Source organism: Telluria sp. BA11 (genome assembly GCF_056680305.1).
Genome location: NZ_CM155275.1, coordinates 2,422,750 through 2,438,784, shown reverse-complemented (window position 1 = coordinate 2,438,784; position 16,035 = coordinate 2,422,750). Strand labels below are relative to the sequence as shown.

General features: G+C 63.8%; 10 protein-coding genes. 7 read left to right on the top strand and 3 right to left on the bottom strand.

Features of this window, described 5'->3' with window-relative positions; all coding sequences use genetic code 11:
- The first annotated feature begins 513 nt into the window (after window positions 1-513).
- Window positions 514-2,547 carry a primosomal protein N' gene (locus AC1MGT_RS10610; protein WP_499504131.1) on the top strand — a complete coding sequence of 678 codons (2,034 nt, stop codon included), beginning with the start codon at window positions 514-516 and terminating at the stop codon, window positions 2,545-2,547.
- On the opposite strand, the gene AC1MGT_RS10605 is transcribed toward AC1MGT_RS10610, so the two are convergent.
- A complete protein-coding gene (locus tag AC1MGT_RS10605; protein WP_499504130.1) occupies window positions 2,544-3,128 on the bottom strand; it encodes a PEP-CTERM sorting domain-containing protein in 585 nt (194 codons plus the stop codon). The two genes, AC1MGT_RS10610 and AC1MGT_RS10605, sit on opposite strands and share 4 nt — an antisense overlap.
- A gap of 254 nt (window positions 3,129-3,382) precedes the next feature.
- Between AC1MGT_RS10605 and AC1MGT_RS10600 the strand changes: the two genes are divergently transcribed.
- Window positions 3,383-4,822 (top strand): dihydrolipoyl dehydrogenase, encoded by a 1,440-nt coding sequence (locus AC1MGT_RS10600; RefSeq protein WP_499504129.1) that lies wholly within the window; start codon window positions 3,383-3,385, stop codon window positions 4,820-4,822.
- A gap of 14 nt (window positions 4,823-4,836) precedes the next feature.
- Here the strand turns inward: AC1MGT_RS10600 and AC1MGT_RS10595 are convergent, their stop codons facing one another.
- A complete protein-coding gene (locus AC1MGT_RS10595) occupies window positions 4,837-5,322 on the bottom strand; it encodes an SRPBCC family protein (protein ID WP_332531292.1) in 486 nt (161 codons plus the stop codon).
- Window positions 5,323-5,539: 217 nt separating this feature from the next.
- Between AC1MGT_RS10595 and AC1MGT_RS10590 the strand changes: the two genes are divergently transcribed.
- From AC1MGT_RS10590 to AC1MGT_RS10580, 3 genes are all read left to right on the top strand, one after another.
- Window positions 5,540-7,609 (top strand): UvrD-helicase domain-containing protein, encoded by a 2,070-nt coding sequence (locus AC1MGT_RS10590; protein WP_183555152.1) that lies wholly within the window; start codon window positions 5,540-5,542, stop codon window positions 7,607-7,609.
- Between the two features lie 158 nt (window positions 7,610-7,767).
- Window positions 7,768-9,900: a DUF4214 domain-containing protein gene (locus AC1MGT_RS10585; protein ID WP_499504128.1), complete on the top strand. Its 2,133-nt coding sequence runs from the start codon at window positions 7,768-7,770 to the stop codon at window positions 9,898-9,900.
- A 62-nt stretch (window positions 9,901-9,962) separates the two neighbouring features.
- Window positions 9,963-10,166 carry a SlyX family protein gene (locus AC1MGT_RS10580; protein ID WP_183555154.1) on the top strand — a complete coding sequence of 68 codons (204 nt, stop codon included), beginning with the start codon at window positions 9,963-9,965 and terminating at the stop codon, window positions 10,164-10,166.
- Between the two features lie 12 nt (window positions 10,167-10,178).
- Here AC1MGT_RS10580 and AC1MGT_RS10575 read toward each other — a convergent pair whose 3' ends face one another.
- On the bottom strand, window positions 10,179-11,468 hold the full coding sequence (locus AC1MGT_RS10575; RefSeq protein WP_499504127.1) for a GMC family oxidoreductase N-terminal domain-containing protein: 1,290 nt from the start codon (window positions 11,466-11,468) through the stop codon (window positions 10,179-10,181).
- A gap of 204 nt (window positions 11,469-11,672) precedes the next feature.
- On the opposite strand from AC1MGT_RS10575, the gene AC1MGT_RS10570 reads away from it, so the two are divergent.
- A complete protein-coding gene (locus AC1MGT_RS10570; RefSeq protein ID WP_332531295.1) occupies window positions 11,673-13,814 on the top strand; it encodes a M3 family metallopeptidase in 2,142 nt (713 codons plus the stop codon).
- A 91-nt stretch (window positions 13,815-13,905) separates the two neighbouring features.
- The gene (locus tag AC1MGT_RS10565; protein ID WP_499504126.1) at window positions 13,906-16,029 is read left to right on the top strand and encodes a M3 family metallopeptidase; all 2,124 of its coding nucleotides are present in this window, start codon (window positions 13,906-13,908) and stop codon (window positions 16,027-16,029) included.
- The last annotated feature ends 6 nt before the right edge of the window (window positions 16,030-16,035 follow it).

Here is a 16,035-nt window from a genome sequence, read left to right as displayed (position 1 = left end):
ATTGCAAGCCGACACCATCACTTGTTCACAACTTCTGCAAATCCGATAAAGCTTCCTGTGGACATCTCGGCATTTCGTGTTTCCCTGTAAGTTAATGATTCGTAAGCGATTTTTGCCAGTGTTATGCGGTCTGGCTGGTTTTCCCACGAACGTTGTTCAAGAGAATTCGGCGCCATTCGGGGCCTTGTTCACAAAGTTATCAACAGGCGCTGCCAGCGTGGGGAAAAGTACTTGGTTTACCGGTACTTAGCGTGAAACTTCATGTATTGCCTTAACTGTATGACGCAACGCAGCGAGTTTTCCACGGAAAATTGCAGAGTTATGCACAAGCAGCCGAATGCGGTCAAGGTTGTTAACAGGTTTTTGACCGGTTTTTCAAGTCATTGATTACAAAGACTAAAATTGTCTTGAATTGAGGAATTATCGTTCCGGACTTGATCTAACGTAAACCTTTGATGGGGTCAAGTCCCCGACTATTCACAAAGTTCTCCACAGATTTGCACAGGGCCTAGATTGTCAACCAGCAACCAAGCACCGGTCACACCGCACTGCTTCCTCGAAGTCGTGATCGATACGCCGCTCAACAGCAGTTTCGACTACCGCTGGCCCTGCCAGCCGGGGGACGAACCGCTGCCCGGCCAGCTGGCGCTGGTGTCATTTGCGCGGCGCGAGGTGATGGCCCTGATCGTCGCGGTCAAGGCCACCAGCGACGTGCCGCCGGAAAAACTCAAGGATGCGCTGGCCGTGCGGGGCGAGCTGGCGCCGCTGTCCGGGCGCTGGCTCGCGCTGGCCCGGTTCGCCGCCGAGTATTACCAGCGCCCGCTCGGCGAAGTGGCGTTGCCCGGCTTGCCGAAGAACCTGCGGGTGCCAAAAACGGTGGCGCTGGGGCGCGCGCTCAAAAAACTGGCCAAGCTCGAGGCCGGGCAGGACGCGACCGCAGTGGGCATGCCGGTGCTGAACATGGCGCAGCAGGAGGCGGCCGACGCCATTGGCGGTGCCACCGGTTTCAAACCGTTCCTGTTATGGGGCGTCACCGGCAGCGGCAAGACCGAGGTCTATCTGCAAGCCTGCGCCCAGGTGCTGGCGCGCGATCCGCAGGCGCAGATCCTGATCATGGTTCCCGAGATCAACCTCACGCCGCAGCTCGAAGGCAATATCCGGGCGCGCTTCCCGGGCATGATGCTCGCCACGCTGCACAGCAGCCTGTCCGAAGGCGAGCGCATGCTGCACTGGCTGGCCGCGCACCTGGGCCAGGCGCGTATCGTGCTGGGCACGCGGCTTTCGCTGCTGGCGTCGCTGCCCCACTTGCAACTGATCGTGATCGACGAAGAGCACGACCCGTCGTACAAGCAGCAGGAAGGCTTGCGCTATTCGGCGCGCGACCTGGCCGTCTGGCGCGCACACCAGCTGGGCATTCCGATCGTGCTCGGCTCGGCCACGCCATCGCTCGAATCGTGGCATCACGCGCGCTCTGGGCGCTACACGCGGCTCGACCTGCGCGAGCGCGCCGTGCAGGATGCGGTGCTGCCGCGCGTGCGCCTGATCGACATGGAGCGCGACCGCGGGCGCGATGGCCTGACCGCCGAGATGGTCGCGGCGCTGCGTCTGCGCCTGGAGCGCGGTGAGCAGTCACTGCTGTTCCTGAACCGGCGCGGCTACGCCCCGGTGATCTCCTGCGACGCCTGCGGCTGGATCAGTGATTGCACGCGCTGCACCGCCTTCATGGTGCTGCACAAGCCCGAGAACCGGCTGCGCTGCCACCACTGCAGCCTGGAACTGCGCATCCCGCGTTCGTGCCCGACCTGCGGCAACGTCGATATCCAGCCGCTGGGACGCGGCACGCAGCGTGTCGAAGAGGGTTTGCGGGCGATGTTCCCCGAGGCGCGCATCCTGCGCATCGATGCCGACTCCACGCGCCTGAAGGGCAGTGCGCAGGCGGCGTTCGACAGCGTGCACCGGGGTGAGGTCGATATCCTGATCGGCACCCAGATGGTCGCCAAGGGCCACGACTTCAAGAAGCTCACGCTGGTGGGTATCCTCAATCCCGATACGGCGCTGTTTTCGCAGGACTACCGCGCCAGCGAGCGCCTGTTTGCGCAGCTGATGCAGGTGGCGGGGCGGGCAGGGCGGGCCGGCGCGCCGTCCGAGGTGCTGGTGCAGACGCGTTACGTGCAGCATCCGTTGTACGGCGCGGTGATGCGCCACGATTACGAGCGCTTCGCCGGCCAGTTGCTCGACGAACGGCGCGAAGCGGGCCTGCCGCCGTATATGTACCAGGCATTGCTGCGGGCCGAAGCGCGCGAGCTGCCGATCGCGATTGCGTTCCTGGAAGGCGCGCGCGACTGCCTGGCGCACGACGGGATCCTGATCAACGACCCGATCCCGATGACGATGACGCGCGTGCACAATATGGACCGCGCCCAGTTGCTGGTGGAGTCCAGCTCGCGCCCGGCCTTGCAGGCCTTCCTGCGCGAGTGGATGGAAGCGTTGCGGGCCATGAAGGCCCGCGTGAAGTGGTCGCTCGAAGTCGACCCCCTCGATATTTAAACTGCGCTGGCAGCCTTGTGCGCCGCCTGGCGGCGACGGTTTGCGTAGCCCATCATGGCCAGGCCTGCGCCCAGCAACAGGCCGCTGGCTGGTTCCGGCACTTCCACGTTGACGGGTTCGATGCCAAACGTGATGGTGCCGAAGTTCCAGATGCCATCGACACCAGCGAAGTCATCAAAGTCTTCATAGAATTCCAGGCGCAGGATGCCGTCGGCGCCGACCGCGAAATCGAGGTTAAGGTCGACCAGATCGCCAAAACCCGTGTAGGTCGCGGTGCCAGGACTGTTATCGCCGAGACCCGGGTTGAAGACAACGCCGCCAAAGCCGTCCGAGTCGGTGAGCGCCAGGCCGATTTCGGACAGCCAGCTCGGGGAGAACGCCGTCAGATTGAACGAGTAGGCGACGCTGGTAATGACCGAATTGGCGCCAACGTTATACGTCAATACGGTATTGCCGGAATCGCCGATCTCACCCTGGCTCTGGATCCCGGCAACATTGACAACCAGCGGCGCGGCGAACACGGAAGCGCAAGCGAACAGCGACAGGCTAACAAGCAGTTTGTTGAAGGAAGCAAGTGACATGGGATCTCCTTGGTGGGTGAACCCGAAGTGGCAGCAAGTATCGTGCCGTATTTACAGTTCATCGTAGGTAGTTGATTCTTATACCTAAAATTTCCGACGTTAAATTATTAACTTGAAGTATGTAATATTTATCGACATACACTCGGCATGGATGCGAAAAACCCTGGTGCTCGATGGCATCATGAATGGGTTCGTGCTGCCCCCAGCGGCGTGAAATAGCGTATCGTTTTGCCTGTCAACAGCGAAAGAGCACCATGAAACAACTGAACGTGGATGTTGCCGTCATTGGCACGGGCACCGCCGGCATGACCGCCTATCGTGCCGCCAGGGCGCAGGGCGCGCGCACCGTGGTCATCGAGGGTGCGCATTACGGCACCACCTGCGCCCGGGTCGGCTGCATGCCAAGCAAGCTCCTGATTGCCGCGGCAGAGGCGGCGCATGCGCTGCACACGTCCGGTCCGTTCGGCGTGCATGCCGGCGAGGTGCGGATCGATGGCCCGGCCGTGATGGCGCGCGTCCAGCGCGAACGCGACCGCTTCGTCGGTTTCGTGCTTGAGGCTGTGGAAGCCATTCCGGTCCAGGACCGCCTGCAAGGCCACGCGCGGTTTACCGGCCCGTGCACGCTGCAGGTCGATGACCATACCGAGATCCACGCCGGGCGCGTCGTCATCGCCACCGGTTCGACGCCGCTGCGCCTGCCGCAGCTCGAGAACGTCGGTCCCGGCATCGTCACCAGCGACGACGTGTTCTACTGGAACGACCTGCCCGCTTCGGTGGCCGTGATCGGCACCGGCGTGATCGGCCTCGAACTGGGTCAGGCCCTGAGCCGCCTCGGCGTGCGTGTGCGTTTCTACGCGCGCGGCGGCTCCATCGCCAACATCAGCGACCCCGAAGTACTGCGCTGCGCTGCGCGCGTGCTGGGCGAAGAAGTCGACATCGCGTTCCAGAGCGAAATCATGGGTGCGGTGCAGGAGGGCGACGAGGTCGTCTTGCGCGTGCGCGACGCGCTGGGCAAGGAAAGCAGCGAACGCTTCCAGTACGTGCTGATGGCGGCCGGGCGCACGCCGAACGTGCATGACCTGGGCCTCGAGCTGACCGGCCTGGAGCGGGGCGCCGACGGCATCCCGACCTTCGACGTGCGCACGATGCAGTGCGGCACCAGCCCGATCTTCATCGCGGGCGACGCCAACAATGAGCGCCCGCTGCTGCACGACGCGGCCGATCACGGCAAGATCGCCGGCGACAATGCGGGCCGTTACCCCGACGTGCGCCCGGGCCTGCGCCGCACGCCAATCGCGGTGGCGTTCACCGAGCCGAATATCGCCACGCTGGGCAAGAGTTACCGGGCCCTGTGCGCGAGCGGCCAACCCAAGTTCGCCGTGGGCAGCGTGTCGTTCGAGAACCAGGGCCGCAGCCGCGTCATGTTGCAGAACAAGGGGATGCTGCGGGTGTATGCCGAGTACGGCTCGCGCCTGTTCCTGGGCGCCGAGATGATCGCGCCGCGCGCCGAACACCTGGCCCACCTGCTGTCATGGGCATGCCAGATGCGCATGACGGTCGACCAGATGCTGGAGATGCCGTTCTACCATCCGGTCATCGAAGAAGGCGTACGTACTGCACTGCGCGACCTGGCCACCAACCTGGCGCAGGGCGAGAGCAGCACCCTCGCCGCCGACTCCCAGCCGGGTCTGTAGACCGCGCCGCCGGATCAGTTGAGCAGCGTGGTGGCCAGCTTGCCCTGGCCGGCCAGCTGGCGCAGGACACGCACGGTGTCGATGTCGGCTTCTTCGTACGCCGATTTCTTGAATTCGTCGTACATCGCATTGGCCTGGTCGACGTGTTCGCCCATGCCGTCGTCGTAGCAGAAGCGCACCAGCAGCATGGCGCTGGTCGGCGCCTCGATCACCATGCGCAGCGTCGAGGCGGCGATGTCGCCCTGGGCCGGCACGTCGTAATGCACTTCCTGCAGCGGGGTCAGGGTGACCTTGTCTTCGATTACCAGCGGACCGAAGGTCAGGCGGCGGCGCATGACGCCGGCGTCGCGCTCGAGGATGTCGCAGGCGTCCAGGTGCGGAATGAACAGTTTTGGCTGCTCGGCGCGCAGCACCAGGCCGTGCCACAACTGCTCGCGGGTGAGCGTGTCGAGCAGCGGGTTCATCGGATCGTTGATTTCGACGAGATGTTCGAATTTCATAGGGCAGATTTCCAGAAAAATGGGGCTGCAGCGTCGCGTTTGGCGTCTCGCTGGCAAAGGTCGCATGGTACCCGATCCCCGGCTGACTCGCAGGAGGATGCCGGGCAGCAAAGCCGGACAGCGGCTTGTTGCAATCCAACCTTGCCGGAAGCGCGCCATCGCCCGCTGCGCCCGCCAGATTGTTACAATCGCTCTCTGTCCCACCGAAAACTTCCCCATGTCAAACGCACCAAAGTTCGGCCTCAACGGGCCGCAGAGCGAAGCCGCGCTGTATCTGGACGGCCCTTGCCTGGTGCTCGCTGGCGCCGGGTCCGGCAAGACGCGCGTGATCACGCAAAAGATCGCTTACATGATCGAGCACTGCGGCTACGATCCGCGCACGATTGCTGCCCTGACCTTTACCAACAAGGCGGCGCTCGAGATGCAGGAGCGCATCGCCAAGCTGCTCAAGCAGCCGAAGCAGGCCAAGCAACTGACCGTGTCGACCTTCCACTCGCTGGGCGTGCGCATCCTGCGCCAGGAAGCGGCCGGGGTGGGGCTCAAGGACAAGTTTTCGATCATGGACAGCGACGACTGCTACACGATCGTGTCCGACCTCGCGCTGAGTACCGATAAACAGGAAATTCGCCGCATCCAGAACACGATTTCGCTGTGGAAGAACGGCCTGGTCGACCCGGAAGACGCAATCAAGGCGGCGCGCGACGAAGACGAAGCCCAGGCCGGGCGCGTGTACCGCAGCTATGTGGCCACGCTGCAGGCCTACCAGGCGGTCGACTTCGATGACCTGATCCGCTTGCCGGTGGAATTGTTCCGCAACAACGAGCCGATCCGCGACCGCTGGCAGCGCCGCCTGCGTTACCTGTTGATGGACGAATACCAGGACACCAATACCTGCCAGTATGAGCTGGTCAAGCTCCTGGTGACGGGTCTGGGCAAGAAGCCGATGTTTACCGCCGTGGGCGACGATGACCAGGCGATCTACGCCTGGCGCGGCGCCTCGGTTGAAAACCTGAAAACGCTGCAGGTTGATTTCCCCGACCTGCGCGTGATCAAGCTCGAGCAGAACTACCGCTCCACCACGCGCATCCTGCAGGCGGCCAATGCCGTGATCGGCAACAACCCGAAAATCTTCGAGAAGTCGCTCTGGTCCGAGCACGGCCTGGGCGAGCCGATCAAGGTGATGGGCATGCAGAACGACGACCAGGAAGCCGACCAGATCGCGATGCTGATTTCGTCCGAGCACTTTCAGCGCAAGAACAACTGGTCCGATTTCGCCATCCTGTACCGCGGCAACCACCAGGCGCGCGTGATGGAGCAGGCGCTGCGCAAGGAGCGCATCCCGTACACGATGTCGGGCGGCCAGAGCTTCTTCGACAAGGCCGAGATCAAGGACATCATTGCCTACCTGCGCCTGATCGCCAACCAGGACGACGACCCGGCCTTCATCCGCGCCATCACGACGCCGAAACGCGGGGTCGGCATGGCCACGCTGGAAGTGCTGGGCGAATTCTCGAAACAGTGGAATTGCTCGCTGTTCGAGGCGGCGCGCAAGGGCGGCATCGAAGCCAAGCTGGCCGAACGGCAACTGGGATCGGTGCGCAACTTCTGCCACTTCATCAGCGAGCTGGAAGACCGCGCGACGCGGCCCGGCCCGCTGGGCGCCGGCGACCATGCGGCCGAGGTGCTCGACGACATGATGAAGGAAATGAATTACGAGCATTACCTGTACGAGGGCTTCGACGACCGTGCAGCTCAGGCCAAGTGGCAGAACGTGCTCGAATTTACCAACTGGCTCAAGGACCGCGGCCGTGGCGGACGCGATCGCGATGGCGAAGAAAAGAACCTGCTCGAACTGACGCAGATGGTGGCGCTGATGTCGATGCTCGAAGGCCAGGACGAGGAGCAGGATGCCGTGCGCATGTCGACGCTGCACGCGTCAAAAGGGCTGGAGTATCCGCACGTGTACCTGGTCGGCGTGGAAGAGGGCATCCTGCCGCACAAGGGCGACCCGGACGCCTCCATCGAAACGATCTCGGCGCGCATCCAGGAAGAACGGCGCCTCATGTACGTGGGCATCACGCGCGCCCAGCGCACGCTGCACGTGAGCTGGTGCAAGCGGCGCAAACGCGCAGGCGAGCTGGTCAATTGCGATCCGTCGCGCTTCATCAAGGAAATGGCGCTGGACGTTGGCGAGGCCGCGCCGATGGAATCGGAAATCCTGAGTCCAAAGGCAAGATTGGCAAGTTTGAAAGCCTTGTTGGCAACGCCGAGGCCGGTTCCAGAGTAAACCGTTGTGCGCAAGCCTTGATGGATCGGCAAGTCGTGCGCACGATTGAAATGCTATTTGACTTCAAGTGTCGAGCAAGAAATACTTGCCGGAATAGCTGATTTTGATATCTAAATTCCCACGGCATTTACCTTGCTGCAACGATTATTGACTGATTCATGGCAACTCCTTCCGACATCACCGTCACCCCGCTTACCGGACTGAACCATATCGACGCCTTGCTGGACAAGGGACCCGACTGGAACTTCCTCAGCAATAACAACGCCAACGTGCTGTTCTACACGTTCTCGACCACCTCGGGCAATGAAAGCGGCCGGACGGGCCAGGAAACGTTCAGCGTCTCCCAGCAAGCCAATGCACGGACGGCGTTCAATTATCTGCAGCAAGTGACGGGGATCCAGTTTCAGGAAACCACGTCCGGCGCGAGCGCCCAGTTTCATCTGGCCAATCTGAACCTGGATGGTGCCTACACGACGGGCCTGAACAGCTGGTTGTCGCAGCGTAGCGGCACCGAGACCACGCTGACCGCGTACAACGCCAATGCCTACGTCTACCTGGACAACACCGAGTGGCGCGCGATGACCCAGGACCTGACGGTCGGTGGCCAGGGTTACGAGACCCTGCTGCACGAACTGGGCCATGCCCTTGGCCTGAAGCACCCGTTCCTGGAACCCGGTGATGAAAACCTGGCCGTGCTGCCCGACAGCGAAGACAACACGAGCAATACGATCATGTCGTACACCAGCGCCGGCGGCTGGCACAGCACCTACCGGCCCTACGACATCGCGGCACTGAACTGGCTGTATGGCGGCGACGGCCTGCGCGGTGAGCTTGGCATCAACAGCACGACGGGCGCACGCTATCTGACGGGCAGCTACAAGGACGATGTCCTGACCGGCACCCAATTCAACGACACATTGCAGGGCAACGGAGGGAACGACATGATTGACGGCGGCGCAGGCACGGACACGGTAATTTTCAATGGCAATCGCGGTGGGTATGCATTTTCCACGCTGGCCGACGGCGCGCTGGCGGTGACGGGGGCCGATGGCACCGATACGCTGCGCAACGTCGAATGGCTGCAGTTTGCCGACATGCGTGTCGAGCGCGCCAATGTGGCAACCGATACCGTGGCGCCGCCACCGCCAGTGATGGCCGTGACGCAGAATGGCTACCTGTATGCGCGCGGCAGCCAGCCAGGCATGAACGGCACGGCGGAAGCCAATGCGACGGTCAAAGTCTATCTCAACGAGCAGGTCATCGCCACCGCCACGGCGGACGCGAATGGCCTGTGGAGCGCGCGCTCGACCGTGGCGCTGGCCGATGGCCTGAACTACCGCGCCTATGCCACCGCCACCGATGCGGCCGGCAACGTCTCGACGGGCAGCAGCGGTGTCACGTTCCACATTGACGCCACCCCACCGACGATCCCGACCGTGAATATTGCCATGCCCGCAGGCGGCAACAAGCCCGTCTTCAGCGGCAGCGGCGAAGCCGGCACCACGATCGAACTGTATCGCGACGGCGACTTCACCAAGATCGGCAGCGCCGTGGTCGGCGCGAATGGCGCATGGTCGCTGACGTCGCAACCGCTGCCAAACGGTAACTACAACGTGATCGTGACGTCGCTGGACCTGGCCGGCAATGCCCGCGCCGGCCAGGTCACGGCTGCCGTATCGATCTCGCACCCAGGCTACCAGGCGGGCACGGCGAACGCGGACACCATCGTCATGAATGCGGGTAGCACCGCCGTGGACGCGGGCGTTGGCATCGATACCGTGGTGTTTGGCGGCGCACGCGCTGACTTCGCCGTCAAGAAGGAAACCTGGGGCTACTCGGTGACGGGCGCCAATGGCGAAGTCGACGGCCTGTTCAACGTCGAGCGCATCCAGTTCAACGATGGCTGGAAGGCGATCGACGACAATTCGGCCAAGATCTTCCGCCTCTACCAGGCCATCATGGGCCGCGAGTCGGACGAAGGCGGCCTGGGCTTCTGGACCAAGCACCTCGATAACGGCACGCTGCTGACCACGATCGCTGCCGGCTTCATGGAAGCGCCGGAATTCGACACGCTGTATGGCGCCGCGCCAAGCAATGAAGAGTTCATCTACAAGCTGTACGACAACGTGCTCAATCGCGAGCCCGATGCCGGCGGCTTGCTGTACTGGACGGCGGAGATCGGTCGCCTTGGCCGGGAACAGCTGGTGATCGAATTCAGCGAAAGCCCGGAAAACCAGGCGCTCGTCATCGAGACGGTCGGCAAGGGCCTGGACTTCATTCCTTACGCCTGACCTGCCGGGCGCGCGGCGCACCCGGTCATGCTGGCATAATGCCGGCTTTACCGGAGTGCGCCGTGGACCAGGAAGAACGTTTCGTCAATCTTGAAATCAAGCTCTCGCAGCAGGAAGACCTGCTCGATGAGCTGAACAAGACCATCTACCGCCAGGAGCGCCGTATCGACGAGCTCGAGGCAATGGTCGGCAAGCTGGCCGACCACCTGCGCTCCCTGCGCGACGCCGGCCAGGCGCCACTCAACGAACGTCCCCCGCACTACTGAGTCACTAGTGCGTCAGCCCTGACGCGCCAGGTGCTGCCCCAGGCGCTTGCCCAGGCACAGCAGCGTGAGTGTCGGCGGCAAGCCCCATGGCTGCGGGATCACCGACGCATCGCACACATACAGACCCGGCGCACGCGTGCGCAGATCGGCGTCGACCCCGGCGCCGATGCGCACGCTGCCGCCCGGGTGCGCCGCGAAATGCCAGCTCTTGAACACGTGCCGTGCGCCGGCTGCCTCCAGGATTGTGCGCGCCATCCGCTCACCCGTCTGCAGGCGCGCGCGATCGCCATCGCTCAGGCGCTTGTCGGCCCAGCGCGGTCCGATCCGCCCGCTGATCGTGTCGCGAATCTTGACCATGATGCTCAGGGTGCGCCGATGTGCGAACAAGCGGTCCACGCGCCCGACCTGCGTCGCGAAGGCCTGGTACATCGGGCGCGGCAAGGTCAGGTCGGCCAGCGCGATGCCGGCCTCCGGGTCGTGCCAGCCGGCCGCCATCGGCACTTCGGCGCCGCCATCGATATCGGCCACGCTGCCCATCACGGCCACCACCGGATCGCTGAAGAACGGCGCATCGCGCGGCCCCAGCCCTGATGCATGCAGGATGCGCGGGCTGCCGATCCCGCCGCCACTGAGGATCACCAGCGGCGCGTGAATCGTCTGCAGCTGGCCACCATGCCGCACCTCGACACCGCTGGCCCGGCCGCCCTCCAGCAGCACGCGCGTAACGCGGCTGGCCGCCTGCAGCACGGCGCCAAATCCGACCGCCTGCTCGACGAAATCACGGGCACTCCACTTGGCGCCGAACGGGCAGCCGTAGGTGCAGCGCCAGCAGCCGCTGCGGCACAGCGCCGGCCGGATCATCTTGTCGAGCTTTTTCCAGTCGATGCCGGCCGCGCGCGCTGCCGCCATGATGCGCGTGGCCATGGGCCCGACCAGCGTATCGGGCAGGGGCGCGAGCGGCAATTCCGCGCGCAGTTCGGCCAGGCTCGGAGCGAGGTCGATACCGTATGCGGCAAAGTAGGCCGCCGGCGGCGCTGCCGCAGTGGCGAAGTTGACGGCCGAGCTGCCACCCAGCGTCGTGCCGCCCACCAGCAGCGATGCATCGCGGTGGATGAAGGCGCCGCGCCCGGGCACGGCCGCCATCGATGCCATCTGCGTGACCGTGCCGGCGAGGGGCGCCGCGCCGCCCTGTTCGAGCAGCAGGACCCGGCTGCCGGCGCGCGCCAGTTCACGCGCGACGCTGGCGCCGCCAGGGCCGGTGCCAACCACGATGGCGTCAAAGGAAGAGGAAGAAAGGGTCATGGAAAGGTGCCGCGCAGAGACCGCAAAAGGGCTTCGATGCTAGCACGGCGCTCACCATATGCACGTCAATACGGGGGCCGCGGATTGATACATTGCGGTACTTTTTAATTGTTACAAGCGCCATGCAAGCCTGCTATGATCTTCAGCGCACTGCTGTCGAGCCACTGGCGACAGCGCCCTTCCTCAGTGTTAGCGAAAGACCTCATGATCCGTCCTCAACTGCTCATCGTGGCAGCCGGCGTCGCGCTGGCGTGTTCCGCCATCGCAGCGCCTGCCGCACCCGCCCTCGACGCATCCAACCCGTTCGCCAAGCCCAGCAGCCTGCCGCTGCAATACCCGGCGTTCGACAAGATCAAGGATGCGCACTACCTGCCTGCATTCGCTGCCGGCATGCGCGAAGAACTGCGCGAAGTCGAGGCGATCGCCAATGACAAGGCCGCGCCGACGTTCGACAACACGATCGTGGCGCTGGAAAAATCCGGCCAGTTGCTGGCGCGCGTGAACGCGACCTTCGGCAATCTGCATGGCGCCAACACCAACGACACGCTCGACGCGGTCGATCGCGAGATGTCGCCCAAGCTGGCGGCGCACACCGATGCAATCCACCTGAACGCGAAGCTGTTCGCGCGCGTCAAGGCGCTGCACGACAAGCGCGCTTCGCTGGGCCTGGACGCCGAATCGACGCACCTGCTCGAGCGCTACTACAAGGAATTCGTGCGCGCCGGCGCCAACCTGTCGGCGGCCAACCAGGCCAAGCTGAAGGCCTACAACGGCGAGATCGCCTCGCTGCAGTCGGACTTCCAGCAGCGCGTGCTCAAGGGCGCGAATGCTGCCGCCCTGATCGTGAATACCCGCGCCGAACTGGCGGGCCTGTCCGATGCCGAGATCAATGCCGCCGCTGCTGAAGCAACCAAGCGCGGCCAGAAGGGCAAGTTTGCGATCCCGATCGTCAACACGTCGATTCAGCCTGGCCTGTCAGTGCTGACGCACCGCGCCACGCGCGAGCGCCTGATGAAAGCCTCGCTCGAGCGCGGCACCAAGGGCGGCGAATTCGACACGACCAAGCAGGTGCTGCGCCTGGCCAAGCTGCGCGCCGAACGCGCCGTGCTGCTGGGCTATCCGAACTTCGCGGCCTATTCGCAAGAGCTGGAAACCGCGCGCAATCCGGCCGCCGTCAACAAGCTGCTGGGCGACCTGGCCAAGCCGGCCGTCAACAACGCGAAGAAGGAAGCCGTCGAGATCCAGGCCGCGATCAATAAAGACGGCGGCAAATTCGAGGTGGCAAGCTGGGACTGGCCGCTGTACGCCGACAAGGTGCGCGCCGAGAAATTCAATTTCGACGACAGCCAGCTGCGCCCGTACTTTGAACTGAACCGCGTGCTGGTCGATGGCGTGTTCTTCGCCGCGACCAAGGAATACGGCATCACGTTCAAGGAACGCAAGGACCTGCCGACGTATGACCCCGATGTGCGCACCTTCGACGTGTACGACGTCGACGGCAAGCTGCTGACGATCTTCATCTTTGACCCGTACGCACGCAGCAACAAGCAGGGCGGCGCCTGGATGAACGAGTACGTCTCGCAATCGCACCTGCTGGGCCAGAAGCCCGTCATCGGCAACCACCTGAACATTCCGAAGCCGCCAGCCGGCGAGCCGACGCTGCTGACGTACGACGAAGTGGTCACCACGTTCCACGAATTCGGCCACGCGCTGCACGGCATGTTCTCAGATGTGAAGTACCCGAAATTCTCGGGCACGAACGTGCCGCGCGACTTCGTCGAGTATCCGTCGCAGGTCAACGAAATGTGGGTGACCTGGCCTGAAGTGCTGGCCAACTACGCCAAGCATTACAAGACCGGTGCGCCGATGCCGAAGGACTTGCTGGACAAGGTCGTCGCATCGAAGAAGTTCGGCCAGGGCTATACCACCACCGCCTACCTGGCGGCGGCGCTGCTCGACCAGCGCTGGCACCAGATCACGCCAAACCAGGTGCCCACCGACGTGCTGAGCTTTGAAGCGAAGGCGCTGGCCGATGCGGGCGTCGCCTATGCGCCGGTGCCGCCGCGCTACCGCAGCGCGTACTTCTCGCACTCGATGGGCGGCGGCTATTCGGCCGGTTACTACGCCTACCTGTGGAGCGAGCGCCTGGACGCCGAGACGGTCAAGTGGTTCACCGAAAGCGGTGGCCTGACGCGCAAGAACGGCGACCATTTCCGCAAGACGCTGCTGTCACGCGGCGGCACGCAAGAAGCGATGGACCTGTTCCGCAACTTCCGTGGCCGCGATCCGGTGATCGGCCCACTGCTGGAACGCCGCGGCCTGACTGCGACGCCGTCGAACGACTGATGCCTGCACGCCGCCTGCGCCGTCACGAGCGGTGCAGGCGGCGCGCTGCGCCATTGACCTACCCTTTTTCTCCCATCGCACAAGAGATACCATGAACCGTCCAAAACTGCTGCTGATCGCAGCCGGCGTTGCCTTTGCCACCCTCGCGTTTTCCAAGTCGGCCAGCGCTGCGCTGCCAGCCTCGAATCCGTTCGCCAAGCCGAGCACCCTGCAGTACGGCTACCCGGCCTTCGACAAGATCAAGAACGAGCACTTCGCGCCGGCGTTCGACGAAGGCATGCGCGAGCAGGCTGCTGAAATCGCCAAAATCGCCAACAACAAGGCTGCGCCGACGTTCGACAACACGATCGTGGCGATGGAGCGCTCGGGCCAGCTGCTGGGCCGCGTGCGCGCCGTGTTCTACACGCTGACCGGTTCGTACACCAACGACACGCTGCAGGCACTGGACAAGGACCTGGCGCCGAAATTCGCCGCCCACAGCGACGCGATCCGCCTGAACCCGGCCCTGTTCGCCCGCATCAAGACCCTGCACGACAAGCGCGCCACGCTCGGCCTGGATGCCGAATCGTCGTTCCTGCTCGAGCGCTACTACAAGGACTTCGTGCGCGCCGGCGCCAACCTGTCCGCTGCCGACAAGGTCAAGCTCAAGGACTACAACGGCAAGCTGGCCGCGCTGCAGACCCAGTTCAGCCAGAACGTGCTGAAGGAAGTCAACGCCTCGGCCTTCGTCGTCGACACCCGCGCCGAACTGGCCGGCCTGCCCGAGAAAGCCATCGACGCGGCGGCCGCCGAAGCAACCAAGCGCGGCCTGGAAGGCAAGTTCGTCATCCCCGTCGTCAACACCACGCAGCAAGCGCCGCTGGCCGTGCTGACCAACCGCGCCACGCGCGAAAAACTGCTCACCACGTCGATGATCCGCGGCAGCCGCGGCGGCGAATTCGACAACCGCGACGTCGTGCTGCAACTGGCGAAACTGCGCGCCGAACGCGCCGAGCTGCTGGGCTACGAGAACTACGCCGCCTACTCGCTCGAAGACCAGACGGCGAAGAACACCACGTCGGTCAACAAGCTGCTGGGCGACCTGACCGCGCCGGCCGTGCGCAACGCGAAGAAAGAAGCGGCCGAGATCCAGGCCGTGATCGATGCAGAGAAGGGCGGCTTCAAGCTGGCCGCGCAGGACTGGGCGATCTACAGCGACAAGGTGCGCACCGCCAAGTACGCGTTTGACGCCAACCAGCTCAAGCCGTACTTCGAATTCGACAACGTGCTGGAGAAAGGCACGTTCTTCGCTGCGACCAAACTCTGGGGCATCACCTTCAAGCGCCGCACCGACCTGCCGACCTACGACGCCGATGTGCGCGTGTATGACGTGTTCGAAGAAAACGGCGCCCACCTGGCGATCTTCGTGGTCGACCCGTATGCGCGCCCGAACAAGCGCGGCGGCGCATGGATGAGTTCGCTGGTCGACCAGAGCTTCCTGCTCGACAAGAAGCCCGTCATCACCAACAACCTGAACCTGACCAAGCCGGCCGCAGGCGAGCCGACCCTGCTGACCTGGGACGAAGTGCGCACGACGTTCCATGAATTTGGCCACGCGACCCACGGCTGGTTCTCGAAGGTCAAGTACCCGCGCTTCTCGGGCACCAGCGTGCCACGCGACTACGTCGAGCTGCCATCGCAGGTCTACGAGATGTGGATGGCCTGGCCCGAAGTAATGGCCAGCTATGCCAAGCATTACCAGACCGGCGCCGTGATGCCGAAGGAACTGCTCGACAAGCTGCGCGCCTCGCAGAAGTTCAATGAAGGTTACCGCACCACCGAATACCTGGCTGCTGCCGTACTCGACCAGCGCTGGCACCAGCTGGGCTCGAAAGCCATCCCGACCGACGTGAAGACGTTCGAGCAGCAGGCACTGAAGGACGCGGGCCTGGACTTCGCACCGGTCCCGCCGCGCTACAGCAGCACCTACTTCTCGCACGCGATGGGCGGCGGTTATTCGGCCGGCTATTACAGCTATCTGTGGGCCGAGCGCCTCGACGCCGATGCCGGCGAGTGGTTCAAGGAAAACGGCGGCCTGCAGCGCAAGAACGGCGACCGTTTCCGCAATATGGTCCTGTCGAAGGGCGGCACCGTCGATGCGGTCGAGATGTACCGCGCCTTCCGTGGCCGCGATCCGGTCATCGAGCCGCTGCTGGAACGCCGTGGCCTGAATTGATGGCAG

Excerpts from the sequence above, each read along its gene's own strand:
- AC1MGT_RS10605 (WP_499504130.1), bottom strand. The coding sequence starts at position 3,128 with ATGTCACTTGCTTCCTTCAACAAACTGCTTGTTAGCCTGTCGCTGTTC.
- AC1MGT_RS10600 (WP_499504129.1), top strand. The coding sequence starts at position 3,383 with ATGAAACAACTGAACGTGGATGTTGCCGTCATTGGCACGGGCACCGCC.
- AC1MGT_RS10595 (WP_332531292.1), bottom strand. The coding sequence starts at position 5,322 with ATGAAATTCGAACATCTCGTCGAAATCAACGATCCGATGAACCCGCTG.
- AC1MGT_RS10590 (WP_183555152.1), top strand. The coding sequence starts at position 5,540 with ATGTCAAACGCACCAAAGTTCGGCCTCAACGGGCCGCAGAGCGAAGCC.
- AC1MGT_RS10585 (WP_499504128.1), top strand. The coding sequence starts at position 7,768 with ATGGCAACTCCTTCCGACATCACCGTCACCCCGCTTACCGGACTGAAC.
- AC1MGT_RS10575 (WP_499504127.1), bottom strand. The coding sequence starts at position 11,468 with ATGACCCTTTCTTCCTCTTCCTTTGACGCCATCGTGGTTGGCACCGGC.
- AC1MGT_RS10570 (WP_332531295.1), top strand. The coding sequence starts at position 11,673 with ATGATCCGTCCTCAACTGCTCATCGTGGCAGCCGGCGTCGCGCTGGCG.
- AC1MGT_RS10565 (WP_499504126.1), top strand. The coding sequence starts at position 13,906 with ATGAACCGTCCAAAACTGCTGCTGATCGCAGCCGGCGTTGCCTTTGCC.